We start from the raw sequence: 15,695 nt of genomic DNA, 5'->3' as shown, positions 1-15,695 counted from the left end.
CCCGCGNAGCGGGGCCGAGGCCCCTGGTTGGGCCGAGCCGTTTNGATTAGGTCGGCGCCCCCCATTGGCAAACCGCCGGAACGCTCCAAGCGCGACACCCTACGTCAGCAGCACTCACGCCCGCAAGAACACCAATCGCGTCGCAAGCAAGCAAGAACATCAATCCTGCAAGGTACTCAAATCGACGAGCTCTTCCTTACCATAGAACTTCACGCCGATATGAATGCGATCGCGCCCCTGCGAGCGGCGGTGCTTGTTCGTGTCGCGCAGAGAATAAACGCAGCCGCAGTATTCCTGCTGGTAGAAATTCTCGCGCTTCGAGATTTCGATCATGCGTTGAGAGCCGCCGCCCTTGCGCCAGTTGTAGGTCCAGTAGACCAGATCGTCGTAGCGGCCTGCCGCGCGTTCGCCGCAGCCATTGATCTGATTCATGTCTTTCCAGCGCGAGATGCCGAGAGAGCTGGTGATCGTATCGAAACCATGCTCATGCGCATACAGGGCCGTGCGCTCGAATCGCATGTCGAAGCAGACCGTGCAGCGTTCGCCGCGCTCGGGGGTGTGTTCCAGGCCCTTGACGCGGTCGAACCAGTTGTCCATGTCGTAGTCGGCGTCGATGAACTCGATGCCATGTTCCTCGGCGAAGCGGATGTTTTCCTGCTTGCGGAGTTCGTACTCTTTGACCGGATGGATGTTCGGGTTGTAGAAGAAAATCGAATAGTCGATGCCCGACGCCTGCATGGCTTCCATGACTTCGCCGGAGCAGGGCGCACAGCACGAGTGCATCAGCACCTTGTGGCGGCCGGTGGGCAGATCGAGTTTGGGGCGCACAAATTCAGACATGGCAGGCAGCGGTAGGGCGGTAAAAACCCTTATTTTACGATGACTTGGACAGGGATGGTTCGATCAGCCCAGGACGGTACGCCACAAGGCGGTGACGGCGGCGCGTTCTTCGGGTAGTTGGTCTTGGGGGACTCGGGCTTTTTCGATGCCTTGCAGGCGGAGTTGGTGTTGGCCGCGCCGCAAGGTTCGGTAGGCGTCGCCCGCGCGTTGGGCGAGGTCGGCAGGGATCAGGCTGGCTTCGCTGGCCAGGCGCAGCAGCGCGATGTTGCCCAGGTTGTTGACCAGCACCCGGTGAGTGGCGGCGTGGCACAGGACCAGGTATTGCGTGACGAACTCGACGTCGACCATACCGCCACGGTCGTGTTTCAGATCGAAGTTGCCGCTGGTGTTGGGGTGGCCGGCGCTGATCTTGTCGCGCATGGCCAGGACGTCGTCACGGAGTTTTGCGGTGTCGCGCGGCTGCACGAGCACGTCGGCGCGGATGCGCTCGAAGCGAGCACCGACGGTGGTGTCGCCCGCGGCGTAGCGGGCGCGCGTCAGGGCTTGGTGTTCCCAGGGCCAGGCGTGCTGCAGTTGATACTGTTCAAAGGCCTCAACGGAGACCGCCAGCAGGCCGGCGTCGCCGTCGGGGCGCAGGCGCAGGTCGGTTTCGTATAGGCGGCCGGAGGAGGTCATGGTCGATAGCCATGAGGTCATACGACGGCCGAGTTTGGCGTAGATCTCGAGGGCGTCTTCGCGGGGGTCGTCAAAGAGAAAGACCAAGTCCAGGTCGGAGGCGTAACCCAGCTCTTTGCCTCCCAGTTTGCCGTAGGCGATGATGGCGAATTTCGGACTGGCGTCGGGATCCTTGTTCACGAGAGGCCAGACACGCTGTATGGTTTCGGCCAGCAGCATATCGGCCAGGGCGGACAGTTGGTCGCCGAGCGCCTCGACGGTGAGTTGGCCTTCCAGGTCCTGCGCCAGGAGTTGAAAACTGGCTTGGCGCTGGACGTCGCGCATCAGGTTCATCTGCTGCTCGATATCGGGTTCGCCGTCGGGCAGGGTGCAGGCATCCAGGTCGGCGGATAGCTGCCGCGCGATCTGGTCGAAATCCAAGGGCTCGAATAGCGTGCGCCAGTCGATCAGGCTGTCCAGCAGCAGGGGGTGCTGCGTGAGGTACTGTGCGGCCCACGGGCTGGCCGCTACCATGCGGGCGACGCGTGCCAGGGTGTCGGGGAACTCGGCCAATAGCGCCAGGTAGGCGCTGCGTTGAGCGATGGTTTCGATCAAGCCAAGCAGGCGCACGGCGGCTTGTTGCGGCGCGGCGGTCTGGCGGGCGGCATGGATGGTGGCGGGTAGCAGGGCTTCCAGGCGGCGTCGGCTGCTTTCCGGCAGGCTGCGTACGCGGTGGCTGTTTACCAGTGACTCGGCACGGCGCAGGGGTTCGTCGGCATCATCGCCAAAGGCCTGCTTGATTTGCTCGGCCAGGCGGCTTTCGGCATCGTGCTCGTCATCGTCGTCGTCGGCATCAATGCGTGCAGCGCTAGGCGTGGCCGTGTCGGCATGATGATCATCAGTATCGCCCATACCTGCCAGACGAAAAGCGTTACGAAACGTCTGCTGTACAAAATTGCGATGCTCGGTCAGGGTGCGCTCGAACTCATCGGTGCTCAGGCCCAGGGCGGCAGCTAATTGCGCGCGTTTTTCGGGGTCGCCGGGCAACAGGTGGGTTTGCTCGTCTTCACGGTATTGCAGGGTGTGTTCGACCCGGCGCAGAAAGCGATAGGCGTGTTCCAGGCGCTGCGTGTCGTTCGGGCTGATGAGACCGGCTTCGCATTCGGCGTGCAGCGCCTGCAGCAGTCCGCGGCGTTGCAGTGCGGGCATTCGGCCGCCGCGCACGAGTTGGAATAACTGCACCACGAATTCGATTTCGCGAATCCCGCCGTCGCCGAGTTTGATGTTGTTGGCACTATCGATGCCGTTGCGCGCCAGGGCGCGGCGTTGCCAGTCCTGGCGAATGCGTTCGCGCAGGTCACGTAGCGAGGCTAGTGCATCAAAGTCGAAATACTTGCGATAGACAAAGGGTACGCGTAGGCTTTCGAGCTGACGTTCTTGCGCCGATGCGTCACTGTCGGGAAAGGCCTGTGCCGGAATGAGGCGCGCCTTTAGCCAGGCGTAGCGTTCCCATTCGCGGCCCTGGGCGACCAAGTAGTGCTCCAGCGCATCCAGACTCCAGGCGGGCGGGCCCGAGTCGCCATCGGGGCGCAGGCGTAAGTCGGTGCGAAAGACCTGGCCATAGGCGTCGGCTTCGGAAAGCACGGGCATCATGCGTCGGGTCAGGCGCCCATAGAATTCGTGATGGCTGATGCGGCGCGGTCCGTCTGTTTCGCCTTCTTCGCCGTACAGCATGATCAGGTCTATGTCTGATGAGACGTTCAGCTCGCCGCCGCCCAATTTGCCCATGCCCAGAATCAGCATTTCCTGGGGCGCGTTTGTTGCCGGATCGCGCGGAATGCCGTGCACGTCGGCTAACTCTGCGGCGACGCTGCGATAGGCGGCGGCCACGGCCAGGTCGGCGAGTGCCGTCATGGCGCCCACGACTTCTTCCAGCGTAGCCTGACCGGCCAGGTCGCGCACCATCAGGGTCGTGAACACGCGCTCGCGCAGCTTGCGCAAGGTTTCGCGGCATTGTGCCACGGGTAATATGGCTGCGGCCTCGGCGCCCGCCAGCTCGGCTTGCCACGCGGCTAGCGCATTAGCGGTAACGGGGTGACGGCTGGAGACTTCCAGCCAGGCGGCCAGATCAGGGCGGGCATCGACACGGCGGCGCAGATAGCCAGACCAGGCGAGCGCGGGGGCGAGTAGGGAAGGTGACATGGGAGGGCAGACGGAATGACGCGTTTCAGGTATAAGGGGACGATACCCCAAGATGATCTCCCTGCCCACAGATCTGTGTCGTTATCCACCAAAGTCATCCGCTGTCTCTATTGGAGCGGAATCACCGTCTATTTTGTCGCGGCCGCGACGTTGCTTGGCCTGCGTTATTGGATATTGCCCAATATTGACCAGTGGCGGCCGAAAATCGAAGCCTATGCCAGCGATGCCTTGGGCACGCGCGTCGAGATTGGCCATCTGAAGGCCAGTTGGCGCGGCTTGAATCCCAGCCTGCAATTAACCTCGTTGACGATCGATGACCCGCACGCCGAATCGGTTCTGTCGCTGCCGACGGTTTCGGCGGTATTGGGGTGGCGTAGCGTGCTGGTGATGGAACCGCGGCTGCTCAGCCTGCGAGTGGATGGGGCGCAACTGTGGGCGCGACGCGATGCGACGAATCATCTCTGGATCGCGGGCCAGTCCATTGATCTCAAAGCGCTGTCGGATACCTCTGACGCAGACGACAAGGGTCGTTCACCGCTGCTTCGGTGGTTGGCGGCGCAACGCGATTTGGCCTTGGTTGGCGCGACGGTGCATTGGCAGGACGACTTGCGGCAGGCGCCCGAGGTGGTACTGAATAATGTAAGTTTGCGTTTCTATAACGGTCTGCTGTCTCACCGCTTTGCCCTGAACGCCGAACCTCCTGCGGCGCTAGCGCGGGCGCTGACGGTGCGCGGCAATCTCAAGCGAAACCCATTACAGGCAGGTTCGGCCGGCTGGGCGGGCGAGTTGTATGCGGAGCTCGACGACGCCGAGCCACAGGCGTGGGCGCCGTGGTTATCGGTACCCGCCATATCGGGCCGGACGGCGGCACGTGCCTGGCTGACCCTGGACGAGGGCAAGGTGGTCGATGTCACCGCGGATGCTGCGCTGCGCGAACTGCGTTGGCGGGCGCGCGGGACCACATCGGCCGAGGGATTGAGGGACGGAGGTGCTGTGCCGGCCGATCACGCCACGGCCGTTCACTTGGCATCGGGCACGATTCATGTGCAAGGCCCGCCGGGCAGTGTGGTGCAGGGCGAGCACGTGTCGCCGGCCGAGACCGAAAATAACGACGGACTGGCAGTGCGTGCGGAGCTAACGGGCCTGGGTGCGCATTTACCCACCGTTTTTGCAACGGATTTGCTGCAAGCGGACACGGTCCGCATGGACGCCACGGTCCGTCATCCGGCACAGCAGCCGCTGGTGATTGATGTACGTCAGTTCAATATGGCGAATCGGGACCTGGACGTCAGCCTGCAGGGGCGTTGGACAGGCGAGGGCAAGACGGCCGCAGGCAACGCGGATTTTCAGGGCACGCTAGTGCGTGGCGCCATGTCGGCGATTCACAAATACCTGCCGTTGACCGTCAGTGCCGATGCGCGTGAATGGTTGGCGCAGGGCTTACCCGAGGGCCAGGTGCGGGATGCGTCTGTGACCGTGCAGGGTGATCTGGACGATTTCCCTTTTGAGGACGAAGGCGACGTTGGCCAGTTTCGAATTGCCGGGGCCTATCACGACGCCATCGTGGATTACGCGCCCGCGCGTCGGCGAGAAAAGGGCTGGCCTCGACTGGAGAACGTGTCCGGCAATTTTGCCGTCGACAAGGTCAGTCTGTCGCTGGATAGCCCGGGCGGGGCGACGGCGCGGACTGGCGAGGGCCATGACCTGAAGATGGGCGCCATCACCGCCGCGATTCCCAATATGGAGCACAACTCGACCCTGCATCTCGAGGCGCAGAGCTCGGGCTCCGTGTCGGCGTATTTGGCGTTGGCCGCCAACTATCAACTGGGCCATTTGCTCGACGGTGCACTCGACGAGGCCGAGGGCACGGGATCTTGGCAGGTACCGCTAAAGCTCGAGGTGCCGTTGCTCGACGCAGAGGAAACCAAGGTCGACGGAGACATCGTCTTTGCTGGCAATGATTTCCGCTTTGTGCCGCAAATGCCGATGCTGCGCAAGCTGCGCGGCGAGCTTCATTTTTCGGAGAAGGGACTGCGCACGGACGAGTTACGCACAGAATTTCTGGGTGGGCCGGCGCGTATCGCTGGCAAGCTCGAGAGTCGCCAGGATGCGCTGCGTTTTGACGGCACCCTGCCAGCGTCTGGCCTGAGGGATTGGGTCAAGAAACCCGTCATGGAGCGCTTGTCGGGGCAGACGCCGTACAGCGGGCGTTTGGCGTATGGCCCTGGCGGCGTGCTGGATATCTCGGTGGATGCGAGTTTGGACGGGATGGCGATTGATCTTCCCTCGCCTCTGGGCAAGAGCAAGGAGGGTGAATTCCCTCTCAAGGTGCGATGGGCGGCGGCGCAGGGGGGCGGCGGCAAGCGTGATCAATTGTCGGTCAGCGCGGGTTCGAATATCGCATTGCTGCTTGAGCATGACCGGGCATCGCGTCAGGCGGGCTACTTTGCGCGCGGTGCGTTGGGCGTGAGCCGGCCGGCCACGCTGCCGGCAAGCGGAATGGTTGTCGATGTACAGATGCCAGAGTTGGATATCGATGCCTGGGAACGGGTAGCCAAAACGCTGATGCCTGAACAGAAATCCTCTTCGTCGGATGCTGAGAAGCACGATTCCGATTCACTACCGACGTTGACCAAGATCAATCTGAAGACGGGTCGTTTGCAGGTGGCCGGTTGGGGATTGGACGAATTGACGCTGCAGGCAACGCGACCGCAGCCTGAACGCTGGCTGGTCAACCTGACGTCGCGGCAGGCGACGGGCACAGTGTCTTGGCAAGAGGCCTCTGGCGCGATTGCCGGGCAAGTGACGGCACGATTCAAGCATTTGGCATTTGGTAAGCAACAGGACGTCAGCAACACGTCTGCCAAGAAAGAATCTTCCCCCGATAAGGTCCCAAAATCACGGGGGGGATCGTTGGAGTCCCCTGACGAGGAACTCTCGGATATTCCCGCGATTGACTTGCAGGCCGAGCAACTCTCTTTGTATGGCTATGACGTCGGGGCGCTAGAGGTCTTGGGAACTAATATGCAGCGCGGCCAACTGTGGCGTCTGGACAAGCTGCGTATTAGCAACGAGTCGGCCGAGCTGGACGCGTCGGGCAACTGGCTTCTCAAGGGCTCGGAGCGCGGGCTCACGGTCGACACCAAGGCGCAGTTCAAGGACTTGGGGGCTTTTGTCGACCGTATCGGTCTGAAAGATCGCCTCACTGGCGGCAGTGGAACGGTGACGGGCAAACTGACGTGGCGCGATCTGCCCTGGTCGCAGAGTCTGACCAATATCGAGGGTCAATTACAGATCAGTCTGGGCAAGGGGCGTCTCCTGACGGTCAATTCGCGCGGCGCGCGCCTGTTGGAGTTACTGTCTGTGCAGTCGTTGTCCCGCTTGGCCAGACTGGAGTTCAATCCGACGAGTTGGGCTCGCGAAGGTTTTCCGTTTGACACGATTGTGGGCGATATTGCGTTGAGTCACGGGATCGCGCACACCGAGGGATTCAAGGTCAATAGCCCGGCGGCAACGATCGTGTTGGCCGGTGATGCGAACATCGTGGCCGAGCAATGGGATCTGAAAGCCGTGGTGATTCCCAATCTGGATGTCAGCGGCGCCGCGGTCGCGGCCGCGTTGGCGGTCAACCCCTTGATTGGCTTGGGGGCGTTCGTGACGCAGTGGCTGCTGAAACAACCGCTGGCTCACGCGATGACGGTGGAATATGGGGTGACGGGCTCGTGGAATGACCCGAAGTTGGAACCTGTCGAGACCAAGGCGGCGCCCAAGCACTCGACACCCGACGAGTATATCGAACACTGATCAGGGCAACAGTCGGTAGTTCTGATCTGAACACTGATTCGGACAACACCCTGTCGTTCTGATTGATGCATGAAAAACGGGCCAAGTATCTTGGCCCGTTTTTCGTGATGCTGCCTTCTTGATGCCTGATGGTGTTTACTTCTTCATCATGTCGAAGAATTCGGCATTGGTCTTGGTGGCGCGCATTTTGTCCAGGATGAACTCCATCGACTGGACCTCGTCCATATCGTGGATGAACTTGCGCAGTACCCAGACCTTTTGCAGCAGATCAGGCTTGATCAGCAGCTCTTCGCGGCGGGTACCGGACTTGTTCAGGTTGATCGCTGGATAAACGCGTTTTTCGGCCAGACGACGTTCCAGGTGGACTTCGGAGTTGCCCGTGCCCTTGAACTCTTCGTAGATGACTTCGTCCATGCGGCTGCCGGTCTCGATCAGCGCGGTGCCCAGGATGGTCAGCGAGCCGCCTTCTTCGAGGTTACGCGCGGCGCCGAAGAATCGTTTCGGGCGCTGCAGGGCATTGGCATCGACACCACCCGTCAGGACCTTGCCAGAGGCCGGTACGACGGTGTTGTAAGCGCGAGCCAGACGCGTGATGGAGTCCAGCAGGATCACCACGTCTTTCTTCATTTCGACCAGACGCTTGGCCTTTTCGATGACCATTTCGGCCACCTGCACGTGACGCGTCGCGGGCTCGTCGAAGGTCGATGCCACGACTTCGCCGCGCACGGTGCGCTGCATTTCCGTGACCTCTTCGGGCCGCTCGTCAACGAGCAGTACGATCATGACAGCGTCGGGATAGTTGGTGGTGATGGCGTGCGCAATGTGCTGCATCATCACCGTCTTGCCCGATTTGGGGCTCGCGACGATCAGGCCGCGTTGGCCCATGCCGATCGGCGCAAAGATATCCATGATCCGACCAGTCAGGTTTTCTTCGCTCTTGATGTCGCGTTCCAGACGCATTGGCTGATTGGGATGCAGCGGCGTCAGGTTCTCGAACATGATGCGATGCTTGATCGACTCGGGGGGAACGCCGTTGACCTTGTCGACCTTGACCAGCGCAAAGTAACGCTCGCCGTCTTTTGGCGTGCGGACTTCGCCTTCGATGGAGTCGCCTGTGTGCAGGTTGAAACGGCGAATCTGCGACGGCGAGATGTAAATGTCGTCGGTACTCGCCAAGTATGAGGTCTCGGGTGAGCGCAGAAAGCCGAACCCATCAGGCAAGACTTCGAGGACGCCATCACCAAAAATCTGCTCGCCCTGTTTGGCGCGCCGTTTCATGATGGCAAACATCAGCTCTTGCTTGCGCAAGCGGTTGGCGTTTTCGATTTCCAGGCCTGCGGCCATTTCCAGCAGCTGCGAAACGTGCAGCGCCTTCAGTTCATTAAGGTGCATCGCGGTGAAAGGGGGATATTAGAGAAGAGTAGTGGCGGCGGGCCACGGACGGGCCCGCGCGGTAGTCATGTCCGGGCATCGGTCAAGCCGATGCGTGTTCGTAGCATGTAGTGTATTACAACTCGCCATCAAGGAAAGCGGTAAGTTGTGATTTCGACAGCGCACCGACCTTGGTGGCGGCGGCTTGGCCGTCCTTGAACAACATCAGCGTGGGAATACCGCGGATGCCGTACTTGGTGGCTGTGTCCTGGTTTTCGTCGACATTGAGCTTGGCGACGGTCAGGCGTCCCGCGTACTCGGTGGCGACCTCTTCCAGCAGGGGGGCAATCATCTTGCAGGGGCCACACCAGGCCGCCCAATAGTCGACCAGCACCGGCTGGCCGGATTTGATGACATCGGCGTCGAAGCTGGCGTCGCTGACGTTTTTGATTTGCTCGCTCATGGTGATTCTCTGTTCCGGGGCTGTGGACGCGTGGGCGTCTTTGCCGTTTTGTTCTACTAGAAGGGAGGTGATGCGCTAAGCATACCACTGTTAATAACAACAGGGTTTGCCGGTTTTGTGTAGCATGTTGCATCGCGATTGATGGAATGGTGGGGCACACCTTGTGCTGTCCGCTGATTCCCCAACCGCCAAACGCTTATCCTACCGAATTCGGAGCTGGTCAGGTCGTGCGCATCCTACCTAAAGCCGCGCAGAATCTAGACTAATCCGTAAAATGTCGGTTTTTTTCCACAGATCTTGGGGATAACTTGGCTACACCACGTTACACCGAAGCCTCCATCCGAGTCCTGAAGGGACTGGAGCCGGTGCGCCAGCGTCCGGGTATGTATACCCGCACCGAAAATCCCCTGCACGTCGTGCAGGAGGTCATCGACAACGCCGCTGACGAGGCGCTTGCCGGCTATGGCAAGCAAATCCAGGTCACGCTGCATACCGATGGCAGCGTCTCCGTCGAGGACGACGGCCGCGGCATTCCCGTCGGGTTGCACCCCGAAGAAAACGCGCCGGTCGTCGAATTGGTCTTTACGCGCCTGCATGCCGGGGGCAAATTCGACAAGCACGGCGGGGGCGCCTACGCGTTCTCTGGCGGCCTGCACGGCGTGGGGGTATCCGTCACCAATGCGCTGTCGACGCGACTGGAAGTCGTCGTCTGGCGCGACGGCGCGACCAGTCGCCTAGTATTCCAAGGCGGTGACGTCACCGAGCCGCTGGCTCCCTATCCCGAGGGCGGCCGCAAAAAATCGGGCACCCGAGTGCGAGTCTGGCCGGACGTCAAATATTTCGACAGCCCCCAGATCCCGCTGAGTGAATTGACCCACCTGCTGCGCAGCAAGGCTGTGTTGTTGCCGGGCGTCAAAGTCACGCTTGTCAACGAAAAAACCGGCGACACCAAGACTTGGCAATATGCCGATGGCTTGCGCGGCTATCTGGCCGAGGCGTTGTCCGGCGCCGAGCTGATGGTGCCGTTCTTCGAGGGTCAGCAATATGCCGGTGCCGATCACGAGAGCTTTGCGGATGGCGAAGGCGCGCAGTGGGTGGTGGCCTGGACCGAAGACGGCAACGCCGTGCGCGAGTCCTATGTCAACCTGATCCCCACGCCCGCTGGCGGCACGCACGAGTCCGGCCTGCGCGAAGGGCTATTCGGCGCTGTCAAGGGCTTTGCGGAACTGCACAGTTTGCTGCCCAAAGGCGTCAAGCTCCTGCCCGAAGACGTCTTCTCGCGCACGAGTTTTGTGTTGTCGGCCAAGGTCCTCGACCCACAATTCCAGGGCCAAATCAAAGAACGGCTCAATAGCCGCGACGCCGTGCGGCTGGTGGGCGGCTTTGTAAAAAGCGCGCTGGATCTCTGGCTGCACAGCAATGTCGAGTACGGAAAAAAACTCGCCGAACTGGCGATTCGGCAGGCTCAGGCGCGCGCGCGTTCCGCGCAAAAAGTCGAGAAACGCAAGAGTTCTGGCGTCGCGGTGTTGCCGGGCAAGCTCACCGATTGCGAGTCGTCTGACGCCACGCGCACCGAGGTGTTCCTGGTCGAGGGTGACTCGGCTGGCGGTTCGGCCAAGATGGGGCGTGACAAAGAATTCCAGGCGATCCTGCCGCTGCGTGGCAAGGTGCTCAATTCCTGGGAAGTCGACCGCGACCGGCTCTTTGCCAACAATGAAATTCACGATATTTCCGTGGCGATCGGTGTGGATCCGCATGGTCCCAACGACACGCCGGATTTATCTGGCTTACGTTATGGCCGTATCTGCATTCTGTCTGACGCTGACGTCGACGGCTCGCACATTCAGGTGCTCTTGCTGACTTTGTTCTATCGGCATTTTCCCAGGCTGGTCGAAACCGGGCACGTCTATGTGGCCAAGCCGCCCCTGTTCCGCCTGGACGTGCCTGCCCAGGGCAAACGCCCCGCGCGCAAGATCTATTGCCTGGATTCAGGCGAACTCGAGGCGGCCCAAGACAAGCTACGCAAAGAGGGTGCGCGCGAAGGCGCCTGGAGCGTCAGCCGATTCAAGGGTCTGGGTGAAATGAACCCCGAGCAACTGTGGGAAACCACCATGAATCCCGACACGCGCCGTTTGCTGCCGGTGGGTTATGGCAGCCTGACCCCCGAGGACACCACCCGCATGTTTGACATGCTGATGGGCAAGGGCGAGTCATCGCAACGCCGCGCCTGGATCGAAGAAAAGGGCAATCTGGCCGAGCTCGATATCTGATCCTTGACTGTTCATGCCCTCACGGGGCAGTTTGACCTGCGGGTTCACGCTGCCCCTTTGCTGACCGTATTAGCTATTCCGAAGACACATGACTGATAGCAATCAACCTGGCTTGTTCGACGAAGCCGCTGGCGAGGCCGACGCGGCCATTACACTGGCCCGCTATGCTGAGCAGGCTTATCTGGACTACGCCGTTTCCGTGGTGCGTGGTCGTGCCTTGCCCGATGTGGGCGATGGCCAAAAGCCCGTGCAGCGCCGCATCCTCTACGCGATGCAGGACATGGGGTTGGGCCCTGGCGCCAAGCCCGTCAAGTCCGCCCGTGTGGTCGGCGACGTACTCGGTAAATACCACCCGCACGGCGACCAGGCGGCTTATGACGCGATGGTGCGCATGGCGCAAAATTTTTCGCTGCGCTACCCCCTGGTCGATGGTCATGGCAACTTTGGTTCGCGCGATGGAGACAACGCTGCGGCCATGCGTTACACCGAGGCGCGCCTGACGCCGTTCTCGCGTCTGCTGCTCGATGAGCTGGACGAAGGCACGGTCGATTTCGCCCCGAACTACGATGGCAGCCAGCAAGAGCCGCAAATGCTGCCGGCGCGCTTGCCCGTGATGTTGCTCAACGGCGCGTCGGGTATTGCAGTGGGTATGGCGACGGAAATTCCTTCGCATAATCTGCGCGAGGTTGCACAGGCTTGCGTGGCTCTGGTCAAGCATCCCAACCTCTCCGACAGCGATCTGTACACGATGATCCCGGGGCCAGATTTCGCAGGCGGCGGCCAGATCATCACGTCCACTGCGGATATCGCCAACGTCTATGCCACTGGACGAGGCTCGCTCAAGGCGCGCGCGCGTTGGCAGTTCGAGGAAATGGCGCGCGGGCAGTGGCAGCTAGTGGTGACTGAATTGCCGCCGGGCGCGTCTGGGCAGAAGGTCCTCGAAGAAATCGAGGACATCACCAACCCCAAGATCAAGACCGGCAAAAAAGCCCTGACGGCGGATCAGCAGCAGTCCAAGGCTGTCATGCTGAACCTCCTGGATGCGGTGCGTGACGAATCGGGCAAAGACGCCGCGGTACGTCTGGTCTTTGAGCCCAAGACGTCTCGTGTGGATCGCGATGAGTTCGTCAATACGCTGCTGGCGCAAACCAGCATGGAAAGCAGCGTGCCGGTGAACCTGGTGTGCATCGGTACAGATGGCCGGCCACGTCAAAAGGGATTGCGCGACATTCTGGTCGAATGGATCGTGTTCCGCACCGATACCGTGGTACGTCGTACGCGCTACCGCCTGGACAAGGTCACGGATCGCATTCATGTGCTCGAAGGCCGCATGGTCGTGTACCTGAATGTCGACGAGGTCATCCAGACGATCCGCGAATCCGACGAACCCAAGGCCGCATTGATGCAGCGTTTTTCGCTGTCGGAACGCCAGGCCGAGGACATTCTGGAAATGCGCTTGCGCCAATTGGCGCGTCTCGAGGGTTTCAAGATCGAGCAAGAGCTGACCGACAAGCGCGACGAGCAAGCCCGCTTGCAAGAGCTGCTTGACAACCCCACCTCGCTCAAACGTCTGCTGATCAAGGAGATCGAGGCCGACGCGAAGCAATACGGCGATGATCGACGCACTTTGATCGAATCCGCCGAGCGTGCCGTCCTGGAAACCAAAGTACTGGATGAGCCCGTCACCGTCGTTGTGTCGCAAAAGGGCTGGTTGCGCGCGCGTCAGGGGCATGGGCATGATGCCTCGCAATTTGGCTTCAAGCAGGGCGACGATATGTATGGTGCGTTCGAGTGCCGTACGACCGATACCCTGATTGCGGTGGGCGACAACGGCCGGGTGTATTCCGTGGCCGTCTCGGGTCTGCCATCTGCACGCGGCGACGGACAGCCCGTGACGACCATGATTGATCTCACGCCGGGCACGCGCATCGTGCACAGCATCGCTGCGGCGGCGGATAGCCGATGGTTGCTGGCCACACAACGCGGTTTTGGCTTTGCGACAAAACTGAGCGACATGATGTCGCGTCAGCGTGCGGGCAAGCAGTTCATCACCCTGGAACCCGGCGATGCGTTGCTGCGTCCCGTGCCGTTGTTCAGCGGCGCACGGCAATTGGCCCTGTTGTCGGCCAAAGGCAAATGTCTGGTGTTTGGCCTGGAAGAGGTCAAGTCGCTATCGGGCGGTGGTCGTGGCACTATCCTGATGGGCCTGGATGGGACGGACAAGCTCGAGCAAGCCGTGCCCATCGGAGCAGGAGGCCTACGCGCTACCGGCATTTACCGCAACAAGCCGACCGAAGATATTCTGGTGGGCTCGGCACTGGATCTGTATGTCGGCAAGCGGGCACGCAAGGGGCGCGCCCTGGATGTACGGCCCAAGCAACCGGTGCTCTCGCCCGTGCTGTAGTCGGCCGTTGCTATAAAAAGCTCCCGCGCTGCGCCTCTGAGAGCAGCCACTTCCGGAAGGCTGCAACGCCGGGGCGATGCAATGCTGTCGATGGGTAGACAAGCCAATAACTGTAATCGTTAGGCAACACGACATTGAATGGTTGTACGAGTCGCCCACACTGAAGATCATTCGCAGCGAGCGTGAGCCGTCCAAGAGCAACACCTTGCCCATCCATTGCGGCCTGCAATGCGAGACTGGCGTCGGTGAACGATACGCCAGCGTTCATTTCGGGTGCATCCATCCCGGCAAGGTTAAACCAGCGCTGCCACGCGTCGTGAGGCGTGTCATATAGCAGGCGGGCATGACCCAAGTCCGCCGGAGCGCGAATGGGCCGTGCCCCGTTAGCGAGCGTTGGACTACAGACTGGACTCAACGCTTCTCGGGCGATCAGATCAACCTTCAATCCTGTCCATTTTCCCAGCCCTGATCGAATGCCGAGATCGAAACGCTCTGTCGCAAAGTCCCATAAGTCGGCTGAACTGTCCAAACGCACATCAATCTTGGGATGCCGGGCACGAAACGACTCCAGACGAGGCACGAGCCACCGGGAAGCGAATGAGGGCAAGACCGTGATGCGCAACGGTCGATCGTCGTGCTTCATGAGGCGCAGGGTTGCTGCCGAGATTCGATCAAGTGCTTCTGCAAGCTCGGGCAGATATGCCTGTCCCTTGGCAGTCAGTGTCAATGCGTGTCCTCGACGCTCGAACAGTTTCGTGCCAAGCCAGTCTTCTAGCTGACGAATCTGATGACTGATAGCGGCCTGCGTTACACATAACTCAGCCGCTGCGCGCGTAAAGCTCAAATGCCTCGCTGCAGCCTCGAAAGCACGTAACGCACCCAAAGGCGGAAGGCGTCGCATGGAGTCCTCGATTACTTTGACTTATCGAGGGTATGAGGATAATCCGTTTGTGATAAGCCGTGAAGTCACTTGCAATACGCACTCGCCGGGAAATGCGAAATCCCGGTACTTGCTGATAGAGGCTGCGATGATTGCATGGGATATATGGATTCTGTTTTTCGGCTACACGGTTCCGATGGTGGTTAGTCCGGGGCCAGGCAACACCTTATTAGCGACCGCCGGTGGTCGCTTTGGAATAGCCGGATCGCTGCCATTCTGGATCGGCTTTGAGGTCGGCAACCTCGTACTGTGCGTTGCATATGGATTGGGCCTGGGCAGGTTGTTGCATGGCTACCCGAACATCGAGACGATAATCAAATGGGCAGGAATTGCCTATACGTTGTATCTGGCATGGGGATTTTTTCGATCGTCAGCGGGGGCTACCGATAATGGTGCACGGCGGTTGCAACACCTCGGTATCCGGGATGGATTTCTGTCCGTCGTCCTCAACCCAAAAATCCATTCGATGATCCTGGTAATGTTTTCTCAGTTCCTTAATCCAGTAAAACCGCTCGGCATGCAGGTCGCGTTGTTCACCATCGCATTTCTCGTTGTGTGCGTGGTCTGCCATTTCCCGTGGATCTACGGGGGGCAGTTAGTAATGCGCCGATTCCAGTCAACTCGTGCTGTAAAAATCCAAGGTCAAGTCTTCGGCATCTGCATGTTGCTCGTTGCAGCCTATATGGCTTTTTCCTGATTGCGAGCACGTATATGGCGCCGCCGCGGCGACAAAAAAGCCCCCACGCT

The 15,695-nt window shown here is 60.5% G+C and carries 9 protein-coding genes; 4 read left to right on the top strand and 5 right to left on the bottom strand.

Translation table 11 applies throughout. The features are described 5' to 3' along the window. Positions 1–159: 159 nt before the first annotated feature. Together ACNAZS_RS03940 and glnE are read right to left on the bottom strand one after the other, a co-directional pair. Positions 160–840: an epoxyqueuosine reductase QueH gene (locus tag ACNAZS_RS03940; protein WP_415786347.1), complete on the bottom strand. Its 681-nt coding sequence runs from the start codon at positions 838–840 to the stop codon at positions 160–162. Positions 841–903: 63 nt separating this feature from the next. Beyond that, positions 904–3,696, bottom strand: a complete 2,793-nt coding sequence (gene glnE, locus ACNAZS_RS03935) for a bifunctional [glutamate--ammonia ligase]-adenylyl-L-tyrosine phosphorylase/[glutamate--ammonia-ligase] adenylyltransferase (protein ID WP_415786345.1) — start codon at positions 3,694–3,696, stop codon at positions 904–906. Between the two features lie 75 nt (positions 3,697–3,771). On the opposite strand from glnE, the gene ACNAZS_RS03930 reads away from it, so the two are divergent. Then, positions 3,772–7,500: a YhdP family protein gene (locus ACNAZS_RS03930; protein WP_462935898.1), complete on the top strand. Its 3,729-nt coding sequence runs from the start codon at positions 3,772–3,774 to the stop codon at positions 7,498–7,500. 135 nt (positions 7,501–7,635) lie between these two features. Here ACNAZS_RS03930 and rho read toward each other — a convergent pair whose 3' ends face one another. Next, entirely contained in the window at positions 7,636–8,892 is a 1,257-nt protein-coding gene (gene rho, locus ACNAZS_RS03925; RefSeq protein ID WP_415786341.1) for a transcription termination factor Rho, read from the bottom strand. Between the two features lie 115 nt (positions 8,893–9,007). Continuing rightward, positions 9,008–9,334 carry a thioredoxin TrxA gene (trxA, locus tag ACNAZS_RS03920; RefSeq protein ID WP_415786339.1) on the bottom strand — a complete coding sequence of 109 codons (327 nt, stop codon included), beginning with the start codon at positions 9,332–9,334 and terminating at the stop codon, positions 9,008–9,010. A gap of 308 nt (positions 9,335–9,642) precedes the next feature. Between trxA and parE the strand changes: the two genes are divergently transcribed. Then, positions 9,643–11,604, top strand: coding sequence for a DNA topoisomerase IV subunit B (gene parE / locus ACNAZS_RS03915; RefSeq protein ID WP_415786337.1), 1,962 nt, complete (start codon positions 9,643–9,645; stop codon positions 11,602–11,604). An 88-nt stretch (positions 11,605–11,692) separates the two neighbouring features. After that, the gene (gene parC, locus ACNAZS_RS03910; RefSeq protein ID WP_415786335.1) at positions 11,693–14,008 is read left to right on the top strand and encodes a DNA topoisomerase IV subunit A; all 2,316 of its coding nucleotides are present in this window, start codon (positions 11,693–11,695) and stop codon (positions 14,006–14,008) included. A 10-nt stretch (positions 14,009–14,018) separates the two neighbouring features. On the opposite strand, the gene ACNAZS_RS03905 is transcribed toward parC, so the two are convergent. Then, entirely contained in the window at positions 14,019–14,909 is an 891-nt protein-coding gene (locus tag ACNAZS_RS03905; RefSeq protein WP_415786333.1) for a transcriptional regulator GcvA, read from the bottom strand. Between ACNAZS_RS03905 and ACNAZS_RS03900 the strand changes: the two genes are divergently transcribed. Beyond that, a complete protein-coding gene (locus ACNAZS_RS03900; protein ID WP_415786331.1) occupies positions 14,908–15,645 on the top strand; it encodes a LysE family translocator in 738 nt (245 codons plus the stop codon). The two genes, ACNAZS_RS03905 and ACNAZS_RS03900, sit on opposite strands and share 2 nt — an antisense overlap. Positions 15,646–15,695: the final 50 nt, after the last annotated feature.

The organism is Bordetella tumulicola (genome assembly GCF_965138755.1).
GTDB classification, from domain to species: domain Bacteria; phylum Pseudomonadota; class Gammaproteobacteria; order Burkholderiales; family Burkholderiaceae_B; genus Bordetella_A; species Bordetella_A tumulicola.
Note: the sequence above shows the minus strand (reverse complement) of the source record. Positions and strands in the feature narration are given on the sequence as shown.

Bases quoted from the DNA above. Each gene is read 5' to 3' on its own strand.
- ACNAZS_RS03940 (WP_415786347.1), bottom strand. From the start codon at position 840: ATGTCTGAATTTGTGCGCCCCAAACTCGATCTGCCCACCGGCCGCCAC.
- glnE (WP_415786345.1), bottom strand. From the start codon at position 3,696: ATGTCACCTTCCCTACTCGCCCCCGCGCTCGCCTGGTCTGGCTATCTG.
- rho (WP_415786341.1), bottom strand. From the start codon at position 8,892: ATGCACCTTAATGAACTGAAGGCGCTGCACGTTTCGCAGCTGCTGGAA.
- trxA (WP_415786339.1), bottom strand. From the start codon at position 9,334: ATGAGCGAGCAAATCAAAAACGTCAGCGACGCCAGCTTCGACGCCGAT.
- parC (WP_415786335.1), top strand. From the start codon at position 11,693: ATGACTGATAGCAATCAACCTGGCTTGTTCGACGAAGCCGCTGGCGAG.
- ACNAZS_RS03900 (WP_415786331.1), top strand. From the start codon at position 14,908: ATGGAGTCCTCGATTACTTTGACTTATCGAGGGTATGAGGATAATCCG.
- ACNAZS_RS03905 (WP_415786333.1), bottom strand. From the start codon at position 14,909: ATGCGACGCCTTCCGCCTTTGGGTGCGTTACGTGCTTTCGAGGCTGCA.